Raw genomic sequence first — 19153 nt, 5'->3', positions numbered from 1 at the left:
ATCGGTATCATCGCCCGCAGGCCGCCGGATGAATACGGGGCTGGAGCAAGGGCAGATGGCGGCCAAGACGGACCAGCGTGGCAACAGCCGGGTTGTTTTCGAGCGCGGGATACCGGCCCAGATGATGGGTATCGACGGCACCTGGCGGCGCGAATGCACCATGGAGGACGTCTCCGAGAGCGGCGCCAAGCTGACCATCGACGGTTCGGTCGAAGGCCTGCATCTGAAGGAATTCTTTCTCCTGCTGTCGTCCACGGGATTAGCGTACCGGCGCTGCGAGCTGGCCTGGGTCAATGGCGACCAGATCGGAGTCAATTTCCTGAAGATCGGCGACAAGAAGAAAAAGGCGCGTTCCACAGCCGTTGGGGCGTGACAGCAACACCCGTCGCACAACCGTCACCGCAGGTGATTAAGGCGGTTAAGACGCGGTGCGGCTGATTGAGTCCCGTGCTAGGATTGCTGCAAACGCGAAATCAATTGGTTCGAGACAGAAGAATCTGAGAAAGCAAAGGATGTCCGTCAAGCCGACCAAAGCCATGGTGCTCGCCGCAGGGTTCGGCCTGCGCATGCGTCCGCTGACGGACAAGATGCCGAAGCCGATGGTACCGGTGGCGGGACAGCCGCTGCTCGACCATGTGCTCGACAAGCTCGGCCATGCCGGCGTGACTGAGGCCGTGGTCAATGTGCACTATTTGCCGGACCAGATCATCGATCACACCGCCTCGCGCCAGCTTCCGCGCGTGACCATCTCCGACGAGCGCGACCAGGTGCTCGGCACCGGCGGCGGCGTGGTCAAGGCGCTGCCGCTGCTCGGCAATGAGCCGTTCTTCCACGTCAATTCCGACACGCTCTGGATCGACGGCGTGCGCTCCAATCTGGCGCGGCTTGCGGAAAATTTCGACCCCGAGCGCATGGACATCCTGCTGCTGATGGCGCCGACCGCGACCAGCATCGGCTATAGCGGCCGCGGCGATTACGGCATGCTGCCCGACGGTGCGCTGCGCAAGCGCAAGGAAAAAGAGATCGTTCCGTTCGTCTATGCAGGCGCGGCGATCCTGTCGCCTGCGATCTTCGCCGATGCGCCGCAGGGCGAGTTCTCGCTGACCAAGATGTTCGACCGTGCCAACGAGCAGGAGCGGCTGTTCGGCCTGCGCCTCGACGGCGTCTGGATGCATGTCGGCACGCCTGATGCGGTGCATGCGGCGGAAGAGGCGTTTCTGGAGAGCGTGGCGTAGGGGCCACTCTCTTGTCCCGGACGCGGTGCGGCGCGAAGTGCCGCCGCAGAGCCGGGACCCACTTCATCCTCGCGTGCGGACCGAAGTGACTGGGCCCCGGCTCAGCAGCGCATCACTACGTGCTGCACTGCGTCCGGGGCACGAGACTATCGGCCCCGCGAACAGCGGGGATGACCCCGCCTCGCCCCATGACCATTTGACGTCGCCTCCCTATATTGGCGCCTGATTCCCGAATCAGGCAGCCCATGCGCGTCTTCAGCGTTCCCCTCTCAGTTCCGTTCCTGCGCACCATCGTATCAGGCCTGCTGGACGGCCGGCTGGTCGACGGATTCGAGGCGCGCAAGGAGCCGGCGCGGCTGGCGGACGTCACGCTGTACCTGCCGACCCGGCGCGCCATGCGCGTGGTCCGCGAGATCTTCCTCGATGAAATGAAGGCGGACGCCGTGGTGCTGCCGCGCATCGTCGCGCTCGGCGATATCGACGAAGACGAGCTCGCCTTCGCTGAGGAAGGCGAACAATTTTCCGGCGCAACGCCGCTCGAGATTCCACCGAGGCTCGGCGAGCTCGAACGGCGGCTGACGCTGGCGCAGCTCGTCGCCGCCTGGGCCAAGGGCCCGGTGCTGTCGCCGCTGGTGGTCGGCGGCCCCGCCTCGACGCTGGCGCTTGCCGGCGATCTCGCCCGCCTGATCGACGACATGGTCACGCGCGGCGTCGACTGGAGCGCGCTCGATGGCCTCGTGCCGGATATGCTCGACCGTTACTGGCAGCACTCGCTCGAATTCTTGCGCATCGCCCGCATCGCCTGGCCCGGTCATCTCGCCGAGATCAACCGGATCGAGCCGGCGGCACGGCGCGACCTCCTGATTGCGGCGGAAGCAAAACGTCTGACCGCACATCCCCATGGCCCCGTGATCGCGGCCGGCTCGACCGGCTCGATGCCGGCCACCGCAAAATTCCTCCATGCGGTCGCCTCGCTGCCGCATGGCGCCGTGGTGCTGCCGGGTCTCGACACCGATCTCGACGACGACGCCTGGCGCAGCATCGGGGGGTTGCGCGATTCACTCGGCAAGTTCGCGGAGCATCCGGCGTCGAACCATCCGCAATACGCGATGCATGCGCTGCTCGATCGCTTCGGAATCAAGCGCAGCGACGTCGAGATCCTCCAGCCGCCGGCCGACGGCGGCCGCGATCTGCTCGCCTCCGAATCGATGCGGCCGTCCGCCAAGACCGAAGTCTGGCACGACCGGCTGAAGCAGCCGGATGTCGCCGCGAAGATCTCCGGCGGCATGACGAACCTTGCCGTCGTCGAAGCGCCCAACCCTGAAATGGAAGCGCTTGCGATCGCCATTGCCATGCGCGAGGCGCGGCATCTCGACAAATCGGCAGCGCTGGTGACGCCGGACCGCGCGCTGGCGCGCCGGGTGATGGCCGCGCTGACCCGATGGGATCTCGCGTTTGACGATTCCGGCGGCGACGTCCTGATGGAAACCTCCGCCGGCGTCTTTGCGCGGCTCACCGCGGAAGCGGCGACCAAGGGATTGGAGCCGCCGACGCTGCTGGCGATGCTGAAGCATCCGCTGTGCCGGCTCGGCCGCGCGCCGGGTGCATGGAAGGCGGCGATCGAAGGTCTGGAGCTCGCGCTCCTGCGCGGTACGCGCCCGCCCGCGGGCACGGCCGGCCTGCTGCGCGAATTCAAGCGCTTTCGCGACGAGCTAGCCAAGCTAGAGCGCAAGGAAGTTTCCGCGCTCCACCACGCCGAGCCCCGCGCGCGGCTGAAGGCAGAAGACCTCGATCGCATCCAGACGCTGATCGATGGCTTGCAAAAGGCACTGGCGCCGATCGAGAGCCTCGCATCGTCAAAGCCATTCGACTTCGCCGAGCTCGCGCACCGGCATCGCGAGATCATGATCGAGCTGTCGCGCGACGAGCAGGGCATTCCGCTCGCCTTCGAGGAGCGCGAGGGCCTCGCGCTCGCCGGTGCCTTCGACGACCTCCTGCGCGGCGGCACCACCAGCGGCTTGATGGTGACGCTGCCCGACTACGCCGACGTGTTCCAGACCGCATTCAGCGACCGCGCGGTGCGGCGGCGCGACAAGCCGGGCGCGCAGCTCCAGATCTACGGCCCACTGGAATCGCGCCTGATGCAGGCCGACCGCATCATCGTCGGTGGCCTGATCGAGGGCGTCTGGCCGCCGGCGCCGCGGATCGATCCCTGGCTGAGCCGGCCGATGCGGCACGAGCTTGGCCTCGATCTGCCGGAACGACGCATCGGCCTCTCCGCGCACGATTTTGCGCAGCTGCTCGGCGGCGGCGAGGTGATCCTCACCCATTCCGCCAAGGCCGGCGGCGCGCCGGCGGTGGCCTCGCGCTTCCTGCACCGGCTGGAGGCCGTTGCTGGTGACGATCTCTGGAAGGCGGCCATTCGCGCCGGCGAAAAATATGTGCAGTTCGCGGACGCGCTGGACCAGCCCGACGAGGTCAAGCCGGTCAAGCAGCCCGAGCCGCGGCCGCCGCGCGCGACGCGACCGCTCAGCATGTCGGTGACCGCAATCGAGGACTGGTTGCGCGATCCCTACACGATCTACGCCAAGCTCATTTTGCGGCTCGATGCGCTCGATCCTGTCGACATGCCGCTGTCAGCCGCAGACCGTGGCTCCGCGATCCACGATGCGCTCGGCGAATTCACCGAGACTTACGCCGCGCGTCTGCCCGACGATCCCTCCCGCGTGCTGCGTGCGATCGGCGAAAAATACTTTGCGCCGCTGATGGAGCGGCCCGAGGCACGCGCGCTGTGGTGGCCGCGCTTCCAGCGCATCGCGCGCTGGTTCGGCGAATGGGAGACGGCGCGTCGCGACGTGATCGAAGCGATTACGGCGGAGACCCGCGGCGAGATTTCGATCCCGCTCGACAGTACCCGCAGCTTCAAGCTGTCCGCCCGCGCCGACCGCATCGAGCGGCGCCAGGGCGGCGGCTACGCCATCCTCGACTACAAGACCGGCCAGCCGCCGACCGGCAAGCAGGTCCGCATGGGTCTGTCGCCGCAGCTCACGCTGGAAGCCGCCATCCTGCGCGAGGGCGGCTTTCCCGACATCGACGCCGGCGCCTCCGTGAGTCAGCTGGTCTATGTCCGGCTGAGCGGCAACAATCCACCCGGCGAGGAACGCATCCTCGAGCTCAAGTTCAAGCAGGGCGACGAGCCGCAACCGCCCGACACGGCCGCGGCGGAAGCGCGCGCCAAGCTGGAGGCGCTGATCCGCGCCTTCGACGACGAGAACCAGCCCTACACCTCGCTGAACCTGCCGATGTGGACCAACCGCTACGGCACCTATGACGATCTCGCCCGGATCAAGGAATGGTCCGCGGCCGGCGGCCTGGGGATCGAGGAATGGTGAAGCTGCCGCGTCCGATCCCCGACGAGGTCCGCGCGCGGCAGGCGCGTGCGTCCGATCCGACCGCGTCGGCCTTCGTGTCGGCGAATGCCGGCTCGGGCAAGACGCATGTGCTGGTGCAGCGGGTGATCCGCCTGCTGATGTCGGGCGTGCCGCCGGAAAAGATCCTCTGCATCACCTTCACCAAGGCGGCTGCGGCCAACATGGCCGAGCGCGTGTTCACCACGCTTGGCCATTGGGTGACGCTGGATGATACCGGGCTCGATGCCGCGATCCGCGCCGTCGGCATCCCGCATCCTGATCGAAAATTGCGGCGCGACGCGCGAAAGCTGTTCGCCTGCGCGCTGGAGACGCCGGGCGGATTGAAGGTGCAGACCATCCACGCACTGTGCACGCGCCTGCTCCAGCAGTTTCCGTTCGAGGCCAATGTGCCGGCGCGCTTTTCTGTGATCGACGAGCGCGACCAGACCGACATGATGGAGCGGGCCAATCTGAAGGTGCTGCTCGAGGCTGCGCGCGATCCGCAGAGCGTCACCGGCCGCGCGCTGCTGACCGCGATGGAAAGCGCTGCCGACGTCACCTTCAAGGAGGTCGTGCGCGAGGCTTGTCTCAGCCGCGACCATTTCATGGCCTGGACTGACGAGGCCGGGAACGCCGGCGCCGCGGCTGAACAGATGGCGGCCGTGCTCGGCGTAAACGCGAGCGACCGCATCGAGGACGTCGAGACGGAGATTCTCGACGGCCCGTACCTGCCGCGAGCGCGCTGGGATGACATCGCATTCGCGCTGGAGGATGGCAGCAAGTCCGACAACGACCAGGCCGGCCGGCTCCGCGAGGCAAAGGCGTTTTCCGGCGCTGCGCAGGTCGATGCCTATCTCGGCGTTTTTCTCACCGACGATAAGCTGCCGCGCAAGGCGGTGCTGACCAGGAAGTTCGGTGAGAACAATCCGTCCGTCGCGCGCCTGTTCGAGAATGAGGCGTCCCGCCTCGGCGGTTTGATCGAGAAGCGCCGGGCGGTCACCATGCGCGACCGCACCGCGGCTCTCTTGCACATCGCGACCGCCGCTGCCGCGAACTACCGCCGAGAAAAGCAGGAGCGCGGGCTGCTCGACTACGACGATCTCATCGACAAGACGCTGGCGATGCTCAACCGCGTCTCCTCGGGCTGGGTGCATTACAAGCTCGACCGCGGCGTCGACCACGTGCTGATCGACGAAGCGCAGGACACGAGCCCCCGGCAATGGGACATCGTCGCGCATATCATCTCCGAATTCACCGCGGGCGAAGGCGCACGCGAGGGGTTGAACCGCACCGTCTTCGCGGTCGGCGACGAGAAACAGTCGATCTTCTCGTTCCAGGGCGCCGACCCCCATGAATTCGACGCCCGCAAGCGCGAGCTGCATCGCAAGTTCACCGCCGCCGGTCTGAAGTTCGATCCGGTCGCCTTCACCTATTCGTTCCGCTCGGGCGCCGCGATCCTGCATTCGGTGGACCACGTCTTCCGCGAGCAGGAGATCTACAAGAGCATCCATTCGGTCGAGATCGGCCATCCCCTGCACAACGCGCTCGCCGATGCCGGCCCGAGCGTGATCGAGCTCTGGGACCTGGCAGTCGCCGACGACCGGCAGGAGATCGAGGGCTGGCGCGCGCCGTTCGACGGCGTTGCCGCCACCAGCCCCGAAGTCAAACTTGCCCGCCGCATCCAGACCGAGATCAAGCGGCTGGTCGAGAGCGGCACGCTGACGGGGCACGAAGGCGAGCGCCGTCCGCTGCGCTATGGCGATATGCTGATCCTGGTGCGCCGGCGCGGCAATGCGTTCGACGCCGTGATCCAGGCGCTGAAGCACGCCAACGTTCCGGTCGCGGGCGCCGACCGGCTCAAGCTGACCGAGCACATCGGCATCATCGATTTGATGAACCTTGCGGACGCGCTGCTGCTACCGCAGGACGATCTCGCGCTCGCGGTGGCGCTGAAAAGCCCGCTGTTCGGGCTCGATGACGACGATCTGTTTCAGCTCGCCCATGGTCGCAAGGGATCGCTGCGCCGCGCGCTCGGTGAGCATGCTGCCGAAAGCGAGAAGTTCGCCGCCGTGCTGCGGCGGCTTGATGCCTGCGAGGTGCGGGCGCGCGAGGAAACACCGTTCGCGTTCTACGCCTGGCTGCTCGGCGGCGACGGTGGGCGCGCGCGCATCCTGCGCCGGCTCGGCCATGAGGCCAATGACGCGCTCGACGAATTTCTGGAGCTGGCGCTGAACTACGAGCGCAAGGCACCAGCCTCTCTGCAGGGCTTCATGGCCTGGCTGCGCTCGGCCGACACCGAGGTGAAGCGCGACATGGAGATCTCGCGCGACGAGGTGCGGGTGATGACCGTGCACGGCGCCAAGGGCCTCGAAGCCTCGGTCGTATTCATGGTCGACACCACGTCGTCGCCCGCGGATTCGCAGCGAGTCCGGCTGATCCACGTGCCGCGCGGCAATGGCGGCGAGGTGGTGGTCTGGGCCGGGCGCAAGGCCGACGATCCCAAGCCCGTCGCCGAGGCGCGCAAGGCGATGATCGACGAGACCGAGGACGAATATCGCCGCCTGCTCTATGTCGCGATGACGCGCGCGGCCGACCGGCTGATCGTCGGCGGCTGCATGCCCGGCAACATGAAGACGGTCCGCAAGCTGAGCTGGTACGATCTGGTCGACACCGGCCTCACCGGCTCGGGCCTGGCCAAAGAGACGATCGAGACGCCGCTCGGCAAAGTGACCCGATTCGCTCGTCCCGAGGATGTCCCAGCACTGGGCACACCTGCGACGTCCGTGGACCAGTCGGTCGCACTGCCTGACTGGCTGCGGACGCCGGCGCCGCGCGAGACCATCGACGACGATATGGTGCGCCCCTCCGGCCAGTCCGCCGAGGAAGGCCGCAGCGTACGATCAGGCGAATCGGTCCAGTCCCGCGCACTGGCGCTGCAACGCGGCACGCTGGTGCACCGGCTGCTGCAATCGCTGCCTGACATCGCCGCCGAGCGCCGGCGCGAGGCCGCGCTCGGGTTCATGGCGCGCAATGCCGCGGGCTGGACCGAGGCTGACCGCGCTGCGCTGGCCGACAAGGTGCTCGCTTTGATCGCCGAGCCGCGCTTTGCGCCGGTGTTTGCCGCCGGCAGCCGGGCGGAAGTCGCCATCGTCGGCAAGCTCGACCGGGCGGGGCGGCCGCCGGCGCTGGTGTCGGGGCAGATCGACCGGCTGGTCGTTCGTCCGGATGAGGTTTTGATCGTCGATTTCAAGACCAACCAGGCGGCGCCCAAGAGCGCGGCCGCCGCGCCTGCCGTCTATGTCCGGCAACTCGCGCTGTACCGGGCGGTGCTGGTGCGGCTTTATCCCCAAAAGCCCATCCGGGCCGTCCTGCTCTGGACCGAGGCCCTTGAATATATGGAGATTTCAGCCCCCGCGCTGGACGCGGCGCTGGCATCCCTTCATCTCAGTGTGAGCGTCCTTGACCCGGCAAGGGGCCGTTCATAGGTTGACGGCATGATCCCGGGCGCGATTCCACGTCGCGCCGATTCTTTCAACCGAGTGAGGTACTCCCATGGCCGTTGGCAAGGTTTCTGATACCGATTTCGAAGCCGAAGTGCTCAAGGCGAACGGTCCCGTCGTCGTCGATTTCTGGGCGGAGTGGTGCGGCCCCTGCCGCATGATCGCACCCGCCCTCGACGAGATCGCCGGCGCGATGGGCGACAAGGTCAAGATCGTGAAGCTCAACGTCGACGAGAGCCCGAAGACCGCGTCGAAGTATGGCGTGATGTCGATCCCGACCCTGATGATCTTCAAGGGCGGCGAGATGGCCTCCCGCCAAGTCGGCGCGGCGCCGAAGGCGAAGCTCCAGCAGTGGATCACGTCGGCGGTCTGATCCGCGTCTTTTGAGTTTGTGCAACGGCCGGCGTCACGCCGGCCGTTTTGTTTTGCGTAGCCCGACGAGCGCTTTATTTCTCGGCGAGCTTGGCCAGGCTCGCGAGAACCTCGGGAAAATCCGACGCAACGGCCGGTCCGATCTCGGACGCTTGCGGCCCTCGGGCATCGACGGCGTAAACGATGCGCGTGCGCGCCGGTCCAAGCGACTCGATGCGATGGGCGACCAGGATGGCGAGATCGCCGACCCGGGTTTCGTCGACGAAGCACGCATTCTCGCGAACCTCGACCAGTTGCGAGCGTAGCGCCTCCTCACCGGGCGGCTTCATGGTGAACCAGGTGCCGGCCGCAAAACGGCCCGTCGATGTCGATCTGCTCGATGCCGGCATTCCAGTTTTTCCAGCCGGGTACGTCGCGAAAGATGCGCCAGATCGTCTCGGCGGTTGCCGACGTCTCGATGGCGTATTCGTGCTGCCAGACGTGTTCGTCGTCCATGGTGTGCTCCCCCTTTTTATATGGTTATACGGCTACTTCACCCACCCCGTCGCCAGCGCGTTCGCCAGCTCCGGCTGATCGTTGCGGCGTGCGAGCGCGGCCATCGTCTCGTGGTCGTACCCGACGTGGCGGAACGTGACCTGCCAGGCACCGTCCGTCAGCTCGAGGATCGCGTAGCGCGCGTGCGGCGTGCCGGCTTCGACGAGATGCGGGAACGGATCCACATCGCGATAGCCGGGGCTGCCGACACTGCCGGGATTGACCACCAGCCTGCCGTCGCGCAAGCGCACGGCACGGGCGAGATGGGTGTGGGCGCAGAGGATCAGAGATTGCGTGATGCCTTCCGCGAACTGCTCGATGCGGTCGAGCGGCGATAGCGCCACCGTGCCGTCGGGATGTACGGTGTCGAGCCAATAGACTTCGTCGTTGCCAGGCGTCGCGTGGCAGAGGAAAACCTGGTCGCGAAACACGCGCGTCATCGGCTGCGCGCCCAGCCAGTCGAGGTGCTCGGCGTTGAGCTGCGCATGGGCGGGACGGTCCCACGAGCCCATCTTCTCCGGCGGACGGTCGAGCAGATAGCGGTCGTGATTGCCGAGCACATGCACGGCATCGAGCTTCATCAGGATCTCGATGGTCCGGCGCGCATCGAGCGGACCGCTCAGCATGTCGCCGAGATTGACGATGTCGGTGATCCCAAGGGTGCGGATGTCGGCGAGCACCGCCTCCAGCGCGAGATAGTTTCCGTGAACATCGGCAATCGTGGCAAAACGCATTGGCACTCACTCTCTATCGTGCCCCGGACGCAGCGCAGCGCTTCCCTGGGCGATGCGAAGCATCGTCCAGGAGCGGTGCCGCTGCATAGCCGGGGGTCCATCTGGCTTCTGGGTCCCGGCTCTGCGGAGCAGCGTTGCACGCTGCACCGCGTCCGGGACACGAGAACTCATGCAGGAGGCGTGCCGTTCAGCCCCAGCACGTGGCCGGCCAGATAGAGCGAGCCGGTGATCAAAATGCGCGGCGGCACCTCATAGGCAAGCTTCGACAGAGCCCGCAGCGCAACCTCGATCCCGGGCACGGTTTCGACGCGCATGCCGAGGCTGCGCGCGGCGTCCGCAAGGCGATCGACCGGCATCGCGGCCTCGGTGCCGGGGATCGGCACCGCGATGATGTGACGGGTGAGGCCGGCGAAATTGGCGAGAAACGCCTGCGGGTCCTTGTTGGCCATCATGCCAGCGATCACCACCAGCGGCCGCGACACCCGCTCTTCGAGATCGCCGAGCGCAGCCGCCACAACGCGGCCGCCTTCGGCATTGTGACCGCCGTCGAGCCAGATCTCGCTGCCCTGCGGCCCCCAGCCGAGCAACTCTCCCGAGGTGAGGCGCTGCATCCGCGCCGGCCATTCGGCGCCGACGATGCCGGCCTCGAAGGCCGCCTGGTTGACCTTGAACGCCGGAATCGCCCGCAGCGTCGCGATCGCCAAGCCGGCATTGTCGAACTGATGGCGGCCGAACAGGCGCGGGGCGGTGAGATCCATCAACCCGCGATCGTCCGAATAGACCAGACGCCCGTGCTCGACATTGATGTGCCAGCTCTCGTTCGCGGCAAACAGCGGCGCGCGCATGCGCTTGGCCTGCGTCTCGATCACGGCCATCGCTTCGCCTGTCTGCTCGGCGCAAATCACGGGCACGCCGCGCTTGATGATCGCGGCCTTCTCGCCGGCGATCGACGTCAACGTATCGCCGAGGAAGTCCATGTGGTCCATGCTGACAGGCGTGATCACGCAGGCCGCCGGCGTGTCGACCACATTGGTCGAATCGAGCCTGCCGCCGAGGCCGACTTCGAGCAGCACCGCATCGGCCGGGTTCTGCGCGAAGAGATGAAAGGCAGCGGCAGTCTTCAGCTCGAAGACGGTCGCGGCCTCGCCCGCATTGACGCGCTCGACCTCTTCCAGCGCAGCGTACAACTCGTCGTCGCCAACGAGCACGCCACCGCCGACGCGGCCGAGCCGGAAACATTCGTTGATGCGGACGAGATACGGCGAGGTGTAGGCATGCACGCGCAGGCCGGCGGCCTCCAGCGTTGCGCGCAGATAGGCAACGGTCGAACCCTTGCCGTTGGTGCCGGCGACGTGGATCACCGGCGGCAGCTTGCGTTCGGGGTGGCCGAGCCGCTCGAGCAGGCGCTGCATCCGCTCCAGCCCGAGATCGATGCGCTTCTGATGCAGGGCCGACAGCCGCCCGATCAATTCACCGAGCGACGGCTTCGCGCTGTCAGAGGGGGCGTTCACGCGTGGGGCGCAGCCGGCGCCGTCTCAGCGGCCGATACGATCTGCGTCGGGCTGACGACCGGCTGCACCGATTTCGACGCCCCCTCCTGCGCCGGCGCCTTGGTCAGCAGGCGGCAGAGCCGCGCCAGGGTCGGACGCAGTTCGTGGCGATGCACGACCATGTCGACCATGCCGTGGTCCTTCAGATATTCGGCGCGCTGGAAACCTTCCGGCAATTTCTCGCGGATGGTCTGCTCGATCACGCGCGCACCGGCAAAGCCAATGAGCGCACCGGGCTCGGCGATCTGCACGTCGCCGAGCATCGCGTAGGACGCGGTGACGCCGCCGGTCGTCGGGTTGGTCAGCACGACGATGTAGGGCTGTTTTGCCTCGCGCAGCATCTGCACAGCAACGGTGGTGCGCGGCATCTGCATCAGCGACAAGATGCCTTCCTGCATGCGCGCGCCGCCCGATGCCGCGAACACGATGAACGGCGACTTCTTCTCGACCGCGAGCTCCAGCCCGCGCACAATGGCTTCGCCCGCGGCCATGCCGAGCGAGCCGCCCATGAAATCGAAATCCTGCACGGCGACGACGACGGCGGCGCCTTCGAGCTTGCCGTAGCCGACCTTGATCGCGTCATTGAGGTTGGTGCGCGCACGCGCGTCCTTGATGCGGTCGACGTATTTTTTCTCGTCGCGAAACTTGAGCGGATCGGGCGTGACATCAGGCAGTGCCACATCGAACCAGGTCTCGTTGTCGAAGATCGACTTCAGACGCGCCACCGCACCCATGCGCATGTGGTAGTTCGAGCCGGGGATAACGAACTGGTTGGCCTCGACGTCCTTGTAGAACACGAGCTGTCCGGAATCCGGGCACTTGATCCACAGATTCTCCGGCGTCTCCCGCCGCAGCATGTTGCGGATCTTCGGCCGGACCACATTGGTAAGCCAGTTCATGGTTTGCTCCGATGTGCGAACCCCCAAGGGACCGCCTGAAGGAATATATGGCGGCCGGGCCCCTGCCCGGCAAGCCGCCGTGTCGCCCGCCCGAGCAGCGGAATTGTGGCCTATCCGGCCGCCTGTTGCGCGCCCTTGACGCCCTGGGCCAGGGCCGCCGTCAGCTCGGCGACGGCGTTAACGGTTTTGGCGGTCACGCGGCCCTCGGCATCGAGGCTGTTCTTGAGCGCATCGACCAGCGCGGTGCCGACCACCGAACCATCGGCCTTCTCGGCAATGGCGCGCGCCGCCTCCGGCGTGCGGATGCCAAAACCAACGCAGATCGGCAGCTTGGTATGCCGCTTGATGCGCGCGACGGCTTCACCGACGGCATTCGCGTCCGCCGCGGCTGCACCGGTGATGCCGGCGATAGAGACGTAATAGACAAAGCCCGATGTGTTCGCGAGCACCGCCGGCAGGCGCTTGTCGTCGGTGGTCGGGGTCGCGAGGCGAATGAAGTTCAGGCCCGCCTTCAGCGCAGGAATGCAGAGCTCGTCGTCTTCCTCCGGCGGCAAATCGACGATGATCAGGCCGTCGACGCCGGCCGTCTTCGCATCAGCCAAAAACTTGTCGACGCCGTAAATGTAGATCGGATTGTAATAGCCCATCAGCACCAGCGGCGTGAAATTGTCGTCCTTGCGGAAGCCGCGCACGAGGTCCAGCGTCTTCTTCAAGGTCATGCCGTTCTTGAGCGCGCGCAGACCTGCCGCCTGAATCGAGGGACCATCAGCCATCGGATCGGTGAAGGGAATGCCGAGTTCGATGACGTCGGAGCCTGCCTTGGGCAGCGCCTTGACGATCTCGAGCGACGTCGAGAGATCGGGATCGCCGGCCATCACATAGGTGACGAAGGCCGCGCGGCCCTCTTTCTTCAATTCAGCGAAACGGGTGTCGATACGCGTGGTCACTTGCTCTTGCCCTTCAGAATATCGCCGACCTGCGGAACGTCCTTGTCGCCGCGGCCGGAAAGATTGACGACCATCAGGTGGTCTTTGGGTCGCTTCGGTGCGAGCTCCATCACCTTGGCGATGGCATGCGCGGGCTCGAGCGCGGGGATGATGCCTTCGAGCTTCGACAGCAGCTGGAACGCGGCGAGCGCCTCGTCGTCGGTCGCGGAGAGATAATTGACGCGGCCGATCTCGTGCAGCCAGGAATGCTCGGGGCCGATGCCGGGATAGTCGAGGCCGGCCGAGATCGAATGCGCGTCCTGGATCTGGCCGTCGGCATCCATCAGGAGATAGGTGCGGTTGCCGTGGAGCACGCCGGGGCGGCCGCCTGCGATCGAGGCCGCATGCAGCTGCGTGAGCCCGTGGCCCGCGGCTTCGACGCCAAAAATCTCGATGGTGGAATCGTCGAGGAAGGGATGGAACAGACCCATCGCGTTCGAGCCGCCACCGATGCAGGCGACGAGCGAGTCCGGCAGGCGGCCTTCGATCTCCTGCATCTGCGTCTTGGTCTCGTTGCCGATGATCGACTGGAAGTCGCGCACCAGCGTCGGATAGGGATGCGGGCCCGCCACCGTGCCGATGCAGTAGAAGGTGTTGTGCACGTTGGTGACCCAATCGCGCAGCGCCTCGTTCATCGCGTCCTTCAGCGTGCGCGTGCCGGACTGCACCGGGACCACCGTTGCGCCCAGCATCTCCATGCGGATGACGTTGGGCTGCTGCCGATCGACATCGACCGCGCCCATATAGACCACGCATTCCAGGCCGAAGCGCGCGCACAGCGTCGCGGTGGCGACGCCGTGCTGGCCGGCGCCGGTCTCGGCGATGATGCGCTTCTTGCCCATCCGCCGCGCCAGCATGATCTGGCCGAGCACGTTGTTCACCTTGTGCGAACCGGTGTGGTTGAGCTCTTCGCGCTTCAGGTAAATCTTGGCGCCGCCGAGATGCTCGGTGAGGCGCTCGGCGAAATAGAGCGGCGAGGGCCGGCCGACGTAGTTCTTGAGATAGCCGTTCATCTCGGCCTGAAAGGCCGGATCGGCCTTGGCCGCGGTGTAGGCCTTCTCCAGATCGAGGATCAGCGGCATCAGGGTTTCGGCGACGAAGCGTCCGCCAAAGATGCCGAAATGGCCGCGCTCGTCCGGGCCGCTGCGGTAGGAATTGGGTTTCACAATATTCATCGGACGCTCAACTCTTGACTTGCATCTTGGGTGGCGCGCGCGGCGCGAATGAAGGCCTTGATCATCTCCGGATCTTTCACGCCGGGGGCGCTTTCGACACCGGAGGACACGTCGACGCCACCGGCGCGGGTGACGCGGAGGGCCTCGGCAACGTTATCGGCGTGAAGCCCGCCCGAGACCATGTAGGGTAATTTCAGATCGAGATTTTCGAGCAGGTGCCAGTCGAACGGCGCACCCAAGCCGCCGGGCCGGGTCGCGTCCTTCGGTGCGCGCGCATCGAACAGGATGCGGTCGGCGACCGCGGCGTAGCCTGATAGCACGGCGAGATCGGCCGATGTTGCGACCGGCACCGCCTTCATCACCGGGCGGCCGAACTTCTGCTTGATGTCGCGCAGCCGCGCCACGCTCTCACTGCCGTGGAGCTGGAAGATGTCCGGCGACAGCGCGTCCATGATGTTGTCGAGCGTCGCATCGTCGGCATCGACGGTAAGCGCCACTTTCAGCGCGCGCCGCTTCACCTGCCGGCCGAGGTCGCGCCCAGCCTCCAGCGAGATGTGCCGCGGCGAGGGCGGGAAGAACACGAACCCCACCATGTCTGCGCCAGCGTCGAGCGCGACGTCGAGCGTCTCGCGCGTGGACAGGCCGCAGATTTTGACGAGCAGGGACATGGTCTCAAAGCAGGTGAAGGCCGCAAGCTGCGGCCGGGAAACGGGTTTTCGGTTGGGGCCGCTTCTACAACGTCGCGCGCTGCTTGTCTCGCCCGGCGGGCCCGTAAAGACCCATCCCGGAGGGGACGGGGAGGCGCTGGGACTCGGGCTTGGCTGCAGCCGCCCGGGCCTGGAGGCCGGCCAGTTCGACCCGCGCGGCCCGGGCATCAGCCTCATGCCGGCGCGCGGCGCGGCGCCAGCGCCGCTGGCCGAACCAGGCAGCACAGCCGCCGGCGATGACGCCCAGCGCGGCCACCAGGATCAGCAACAGAAACAACGGCATTGTGCGCGACAGCGCCGGATCGTTCGCCAAGAAGGGATCGAAGGAGACCGTGACGTCATGCCGGTTGGCGACAGCGAAGGTCACCAGGATCAGGCCCAGCGGAATCACGATCAGCGCGGTCAGGAACTTTCGCATCGCGATCGCTCGTCTTGAATCAAGCTTGCTGCCGCATCATGCGGCCGTTCGGTTAAATTCGGACGACAGCGTTTAATCGGGGGCGCCGGGATCCGGATGGTCGCGATTCAGGCGCTCACGCATTTCCTTGCCGGTCTTGAAGAACGGAACGCTCTTCTGGTCGACGGGCACATGGGCGCCCGTGCGCGGATTGCGCCCTGCGCGTGCAGGGCGATGCTTGACCGAGAAGGCACCGAAGCCGCGCAACTCGACGCGGTCACCGCGTGCGAGAGCCGCTACGATCTCTTCGAGAATCGCATTCACAATGTTCTCGACATCCCGCTGGTACAGATGCGGGTTGTGCTCGGCGATACGCTGAACAAGTTCGGATTTGATCATCGAGAGATAGGACCCGGAAGCGTGCGGATGACCATTTCCGTGAAAATACCGTGATCTGTCAAGACGCTAAATGAAGGTTGAGCGTCGTGAAAACACGTGACAAATGCCAAAAAAGCGGGCTGACCCTCCACCCGCCAGACGGGAAAAAGGTCTTGGGCTCGCCCGCTCCCGTCAATTCGACGCAGCGGGCTGCCACAGGGCCAGCATTCCATCCATTCCGAACCGATCGACAGCCTGAACGACACCGGTTTGCCCGATTTGATGCGCAATCGAGCCTAAACCAAGCGCTTCCAGCGTCACGGCAGCCGCCGTCTTGAGGAACGGCAGGTCGCTGAAACGAGGCTGGAGCTTGTAATCGCGGACGGGGAGCCCCTTCTTGACGCTCTTCTGCTCCTCGAGCCAGGTGACCGCCGCCTTCTCGTCGCCGATCTGATCGATCAGCTTGAGATCAATCGCCTGGCGTCCGGTGAAGACGCGGCCATCGGCAACTTTTTCCAGCTGCGTGTCATCCATGCCACGGCGCTGCTTCACCAGATCCTTGAACCAGGCATAGGAATCCTTCACCAGCGCATCGAGCGCCGCGCGTGCCTCGGGGCTGGTCGGCTCAAATCCGTTGGGCGCGGCCTTCAGCGGCGAGGACTTCACCTCCTCGACCTTGACGCCGACGGTCTTCAGGAGCTCGGAGACGTTGGGAAACTGGAACAGCACGCCGATCGATCCGACCAGCGAGCTCTGCTGCGCGATAATGTGGTCGCTCGCGATCGCCGTGATGTAGCCGCCGGAGGCGGCGAGGCCCTCGACCACGACGACGAGCGGCTTCTTCGCTTTCAGGCGCGTGAGCGAATCGTAGAGCTGCTCGGAGCCGGCGGTGGTGCCGCCCGGCGAGTTGATGTGGACGATGACGGCGGCGGCCTGCGAATTCTCCAGCCGCTCCAGCGCCTGCGTGCGCTCGGAATCGCTGCGGATCAGGCCCTCGATCTGGACCCGCGCGATCGAGCCGGCGGATGCGAAGGTGCCGCGCGCACCGGGTGTCGCGACCAGCGCAAAGCCCGCAATCGCCGCGATCGCGATCAGCGCGGCCAACACGCGCCAGAACGTCAGCTTGCGGCGGATCCTGCGGCGATCGACGATGATGTCCGAATCGAGCGACATCGGAATGTCTCCAAATGAAAGGCTGGGCGCGTTGTGCCGTCACAGCGTGACCAATGGCTTATCTGGATACATCAATTGCGGCGCAATTAGAAGAAAACAAGGCCTGCGGCTGCGTAGGCAGAGATGCTGCCACATCCCCCGCTGTCGTCCCCGCGAACGCGGGGACCCATAACCCCAGGGAGAAGTTGTTGCGCAAGGCTCGTAACTCCGAGTCTTCGCCAAACCACTCCCTGTGTTTATGGGTCCCGGATCGGCGCTCCGCTTCGCTACGCTTGTCCGGGACGACAGCGGAGTATGCCGCCGCAACAAAAAAGCCCCGGCTTGCGCCGGGGCTTTGATGACAGCGAAACGAACGTTTCGCTTACTTGCTGTCGCGGTTCTTGAGCGCGGTGCCGAGAATGTCGCCCAGCGTCGCTCCCGAATCGGAGGAGCCGTACTGCGCGATGGCTTCCTTCTCTTCGGCGACTTCGAGCGCCTTGATCGACACCTGGACCTTGCGGGCCTTCTTGTCGAACTGGATCACGCGGGCATCGACCTTCTCGCCGACGGCGAAGCGTTCGGCGCGCTGGTCGTTGCGGTCACGCGCGAGCTCCGAGCGCTTGATGAAGGTCGAGAAGTCGGTCCCGATGATCTTCACCTCGATGCCGCTTTCCTTCACTTCGAGCACTTCGCAGGTCACGACGGCGCCCTTCTTGACATCGCCCGGCTCGGCGAAGGGGTCGCCTTCGAGCTGCTTGATGCCGAGCGAGATACGCTCCTTCTCGACGTCCACATCGAGCACCACGGCTTTCACCACGTCGCCCTTCTTGTAGTTGTCGATCACCTGCTCGCCCGGCTGCTTCCAGTCGAGGTCGGAGAGATGGACCATGCCGTCGACGTCGCCTTCGAGACCCAGGAACAGACCGAACTCGGTCTTGTTCTTGACTTCGCCCTCGACGGTCGAACCGGTCGGGTGACCTTCGACGAAGACCTCCCAGGGGTTGCGCATGGTCTGCTTGAGGCCGAGCGAGATGCGGCGCTTGACGGAATCGACTTCCAGCACCTGCACGTCGACTTCCTGCGAAGTCGACACGATCTTGCCGGGGTGCATGTTCTTCTTGGTCCACGACATCTCGGAGACGTGGATCAGGCCTTCGATGCCCGGCTCGAGCTCGACGAACGCACCGTAGTCGGTGATGTTGGTGACGCGGCCCGTGAAGCGCGAACCCAGCGGGTACTTGGCTTCGATGCCCTGCCACGGATCGTCCAGCAGCTGCTTCATGCCCAGCGAGATGCGGTGCGTCTCGTGGTTGATCTTGATGATCTTGACCTTCACGGTCTGACCGATCGAGAGCACCTCGGTCGGGTGGTTGACGCGGCGCCACGCGATGTCGGTGACGTGCAGCAGGCCGTCGATGCCGCCGAGATCAACGAACGCACCGTAATCGGTGATGTTCTTGACCACACCGTCGATGACCTGACCCTCTTCGAGGTTTTGCACCAGCTCCTGGCGCTGCTCGGCGCGGGTCTCTTCGAGAACCGTGCGGCGCGACACCACGATGTTGCCGCGGCGACGGTCCATCTTGAGGATCTGGAACGGCTGCGAGTTGTTCATCAGCGGCGCAACGTCGCGGATCGGACGGATGTCGACCTGCGAGCGCGGCAGGAAGGCCACGGCACCGTCGAGGTCGACGGTGAAGCCGCCCTTGACCTGGTTGAAGATGACGCCGTTGACCTTCTCGTTGTTCTGGAAGGCCTTCTCGAGCTTGCCCCAGCTCTCTTCGCGGCGCGCCTTGTCGCGCGACAGCACGGCTTCGCCGAGGGCGTTCTCGATCCGATCGAGGAACACTTCCACCTCGTCGCCGACCTTGATCTCGCTGTCACGGCCGGGGCCGGAAAATTCGCGCAGGGCAACGCGGCCCTCGGTCTTCAGGCCGACGTCGATGACGGCCATGTCCTTTTCAATTGCAACAACCTTGCCCTTGACGACGGAGCTCTCCTGCAGGTTGCCACCTGCGAAGGACTCGTCGAGCATCGCGGCGAAATCGTCGCGCGACGGGCTGTAGGTATCAGCAGAAATCGAAGCCATTTGTTCTCCAGTTGCGGAAGTATGCCGGCCGTTGG

17 protein-coding genes are annotated in these 19153 nt (G+C 65.6%); 5 read left to right on the top strand and 12 right to left on the bottom strand.

The genetic code is table 11. The annotated features are described in order from the left end of the window. The first annotated feature begins 55 nt into the window (after nucleotides 1-55). The 5 genes from B5V03_RS12070 (at nucleotide 56) to trxA (ending at nucleotide 8518) form a co-directional block, all read left to right on the top strand. Nucleotides 56-373 (top strand): PilZ domain-containing protein, encoded by a 318-nt coding sequence (locus B5V03_RS12070; protein WP_129270395.1) that lies wholly within the window; start codon nucleotides 56-58, stop codon nucleotides 371-373. 139 nt (nucleotides 374-512) lie between these two features. Next, nucleotides 513-1235, top strand: coding sequence for a nucleotidyltransferase family protein (locus B5V03_RS12065; protein WP_129270393.1), 723 nt, complete (start codon nucleotides 513-515; stop codon nucleotides 1233-1235). Nucleotides 1236-1480: 245 nt separating this feature from the next. Further along, nucleotides 1481-4627 (top strand): double-strand break repair protein AddB, encoded by a 3147-nt coding sequence (gene addB / locus B5V03_RS12060; RefSeq protein WP_129270391.1) that lies wholly within the window; start codon nucleotides 1481-1483, stop codon nucleotides 4625-4627. Continuing rightward, nucleotides 4621-8130, top strand: a complete 3510-nt coding sequence (gene addA, locus B5V03_RS12055) for a double-strand break repair helicase AddA (RefSeq protein ID WP_164987945.1) — start codon at nucleotides 4621-4623, stop codon at nucleotides 8128-8130. Before addB ends, addA begins: the two co-directional genes overlap by 7 nt. 67 nt (nucleotides 8131-8197) lie before the next feature. Continuing rightward, a complete protein-coding gene (trxA, locus tag B5V03_RS12050; RefSeq protein WP_007598398.1) occupies nucleotides 8198-8518 on the top strand; it encodes a thioredoxin in 321 nt (106 codons plus the stop codon). A 73-nt stretch (nucleotides 8519-8591) separates the two neighbouring features. Here the strand turns inward: trxA and B5V03_RS41425 are convergent, their stop codons facing one another. The 12 genes from B5V03_RS41425 to rpsA all read right to left on the bottom strand — a co-directional run bounded on the left by B5V03_RS41425 (nucleotide 8592) and on the right by rpsA (nucleotide 19118). Continuing rightward, nucleotides 8592-8846 (bottom strand): hypothetical protein, encoded by a 255-nt coding sequence (locus B5V03_RS41425; RefSeq protein ID WP_164987944.1) that lies wholly within the window; start codon nucleotides 8844-8846, stop codon nucleotides 8592-8594. Further along, nucleotides 8830-9012 carry a hypothetical protein gene (locus tag B5V03_RS41420; RefSeq protein WP_164987943.1) on the bottom strand — a complete coding sequence of 61 codons (183 nt, stop codon included), beginning with the start codon at nucleotides 9010-9012 and terminating at the stop codon, nucleotides 8830-8832. Before B5V03_RS41420 ends, B5V03_RS41425 begins: the two co-directional genes overlap by 17 nt. A 32-nt stretch (nucleotides 9013-9044) precedes the next feature. After that, complete coding sequence (locus B5V03_RS12040) at nucleotides 9045-9785, bottom strand: metallophosphoesterase family protein (RefSeq protein ID WP_164987942.1); 741 nt, start codon at nucleotides 9783-9785, stop codon at nucleotides 9045-9047. Between the two features lie 167 nt (nucleotides 9786-9952). Next, on the bottom strand, nucleotides 9953-11296 hold the full coding sequence (locus tag B5V03_RS12035; protein ID WP_129270385.1) for a bifunctional folylpolyglutamate synthase/dihydrofolate synthase: 1344 nt from the start codon (nucleotides 11294-11296) through the stop codon (nucleotides 9953-9955). Beyond that, nucleotides 11293-12234, bottom strand: a complete 942-nt coding sequence (gene accD, locus B5V03_RS12030) for an acetyl-CoA carboxylase, carboxyltransferase subunit beta (RefSeq protein ID WP_129270383.1) — start codon at nucleotides 12232-12234, stop codon at nucleotides 11293-11295. Before accD ends, B5V03_RS12035 begins: the two co-directional genes overlap by 4 nt. A 110-nt stretch (nucleotides 12235-12344) precedes the next feature. Further along, the gene (gene trpA, locus B5V03_RS12025) at nucleotides 12345-13181 is read right to left on the bottom strand and encodes a tryptophan synthase subunit alpha (protein WP_129270381.1); all 837 of its coding nucleotides are present in this window, start codon (nucleotides 13179-13181) and stop codon (nucleotides 12345-12347) included. Next, a complete protein-coding gene (gene trpB, locus B5V03_RS12020; RefSeq protein ID WP_129270379.1) occupies nucleotides 13178-14395 on the bottom strand; it encodes a tryptophan synthase subunit beta in 1218 nt (405 codons plus the stop codon). Before trpB ends, trpA begins: the two co-directional genes overlap by 4 nt. Continuing rightward, nucleotides 14392-15063, bottom strand: a complete 672-nt coding sequence (locus B5V03_RS12015) for a phosphoribosylanthranilate isomerase (protein WP_129270377.1) — start codon at nucleotides 15061-15063, stop codon at nucleotides 14392-14394. The genes trpB and B5V03_RS12015 overlap by 4 nt, the downstream gene beginning before the upstream one ends. A gap of 64 nt (nucleotides 15064-15127) precedes the next feature. Next, complete coding sequence (locus B5V03_RS12010) at nucleotides 15128-15520, bottom strand: lipopolysaccharide assembly protein LapA domain-containing protein (protein WP_129270375.1); 393 nt, start codon at nucleotides 15518-15520, stop codon at nucleotides 15128-15130. Between the two features lie 72 nt (nucleotides 15521-15592). Further along, complete coding sequence (locus B5V03_RS12005; RefSeq protein WP_007598410.1) at nucleotides 15593-15898, bottom strand: integration host factor subunit beta; 306 nt, start codon at nucleotides 15896-15898, stop codon at nucleotides 15593-15595. A gap of 171 nt (nucleotides 15899-16069) precedes the next feature. Then, complete coding sequence (gene sppA, locus B5V03_RS12000) at nucleotides 16070-17050, bottom strand: signal peptide peptidase SppA (protein ID WP_129270373.1); 981 nt, start codon at nucleotides 17048-17050, stop codon at nucleotides 16070-16072. 361 nt (nucleotides 17051-17411) lie between these two features. Then, complete coding sequence (gene rpsA, locus B5V03_RS11995; RefSeq protein WP_129270371.1) at nucleotides 17412-19118, bottom strand: 30S ribosomal protein S1; 1707 nt, start codon at nucleotides 19116-19118, stop codon at nucleotides 17412-17414. Between the last annotated feature and the right edge of the window lie 35 nt (nucleotides 19119-19153).

This window comes from Bradyrhizobium betae (genome assembly GCF_004123905.1).
Taxonomy (GTDB): domain Bacteria; phylum Pseudomonadota; class Alphaproteobacteria; order Rhizobiales; family Xanthobacteraceae; genus Bradyrhizobium; species Bradyrhizobium betae_A.
Note: the sequence above shows the minus strand (reverse complement) of the source record. Positions and strands in the feature narration are given on the sequence as shown.

Bases quoted from the DNA above. Each gene is read 5' to 3' on its own strand.
- B5V03_RS12070 (WP_129270395.1), top strand. From the start codon at position 56: ATGGCGGCCAAGACGGACCAGCGTGGCAACAGCCGGGTTGTTTTCGAG.
- B5V03_RS12065 (WP_129270393.1), top strand. From the start codon at position 513: ATGTCCGTCAAGCCGACCAAAGCCATGGTGCTCGCCGCAGGGTTCGGC.
- addB (WP_129270391.1), top strand. From the start codon at position 1,481: ATGCGCGTCTTCAGCGTTCCCCTCTCAGTTCCGTTCCTGCGCACCATC.
- addA (WP_164987945.1), top strand. From the start codon at position 4,621: ATGGTGAAGCTGCCGCGTCCGATCCCCGACGAGGTCCGCGCGCGGCAG.
- trxA (WP_007598398.1), top strand. From the start codon at position 8,198: ATGGCCGTTGGCAAGGTTTCTGATACCGATTTCGAAGCCGAAGTGCTC.
- B5V03_RS41425 (WP_164987944.1), bottom strand. From the start codon at position 8,846: ATGAAGCCGCCCGGTGAGGAGGCGCTACGCTCGCAACTGGTCGAGGTT.
- B5V03_RS41420 (WP_164987943.1), bottom strand. From the start codon at position 9,012: ATGGACGACGAACACGTCTGGCAGCACGAATACGCCATCGAGACGTCG.
- B5V03_RS12040 (WP_164987942.1), bottom strand. From the start codon at position 9,785: ATGCGTTTTGCCACGATTGCCGATGTTCACGGAAACTATCTCGCGCTG.
- accD (WP_129270383.1), bottom strand. From the start codon at position 12,234: ATGAACTGGCTTACCAATGTGGTCCGGCCGAAGATCCGCAACATGCTG.
- trpB (WP_129270379.1), bottom strand. From the start codon at position 14,395: ATGAATATTGTGAAACCCAATTCCTACCGCAGCGGCCCGGACGAGCGC.
- B5V03_RS12015 (WP_129270377.1), bottom strand. From the start codon at position 15,063: ATGTCCCTGCTCGTCAAAATCTGCGGCCTGTCCACGCGCGAGACGCTC.
- B5V03_RS12010 (WP_129270375.1), bottom strand. From the start codon at position 15,520: ATGCGAAAGTTCCTGACCGCGCTGATCGTGATTCCGCTGGGCCTGATC.
- B5V03_RS12005 (WP_007598410.1), bottom strand. From the start codon at position 15,898: ATGATCAAATCCGAACTTGTTCAGCGTATCGCCGAGCACAACCCGCAT.
- sppA (WP_129270373.1), bottom strand. From the start codon at position 17,050: ATGTCGCTCGATTCGGACATCATCGTCGATCGCCGCAGGATCCGCCGC.
- rpsA (WP_129270371.1), bottom strand. From the start codon at position 19,118: ATGGCTTCGATTTCTGCTGATACCTACAGCCCGTCGCGCGACGATTTC.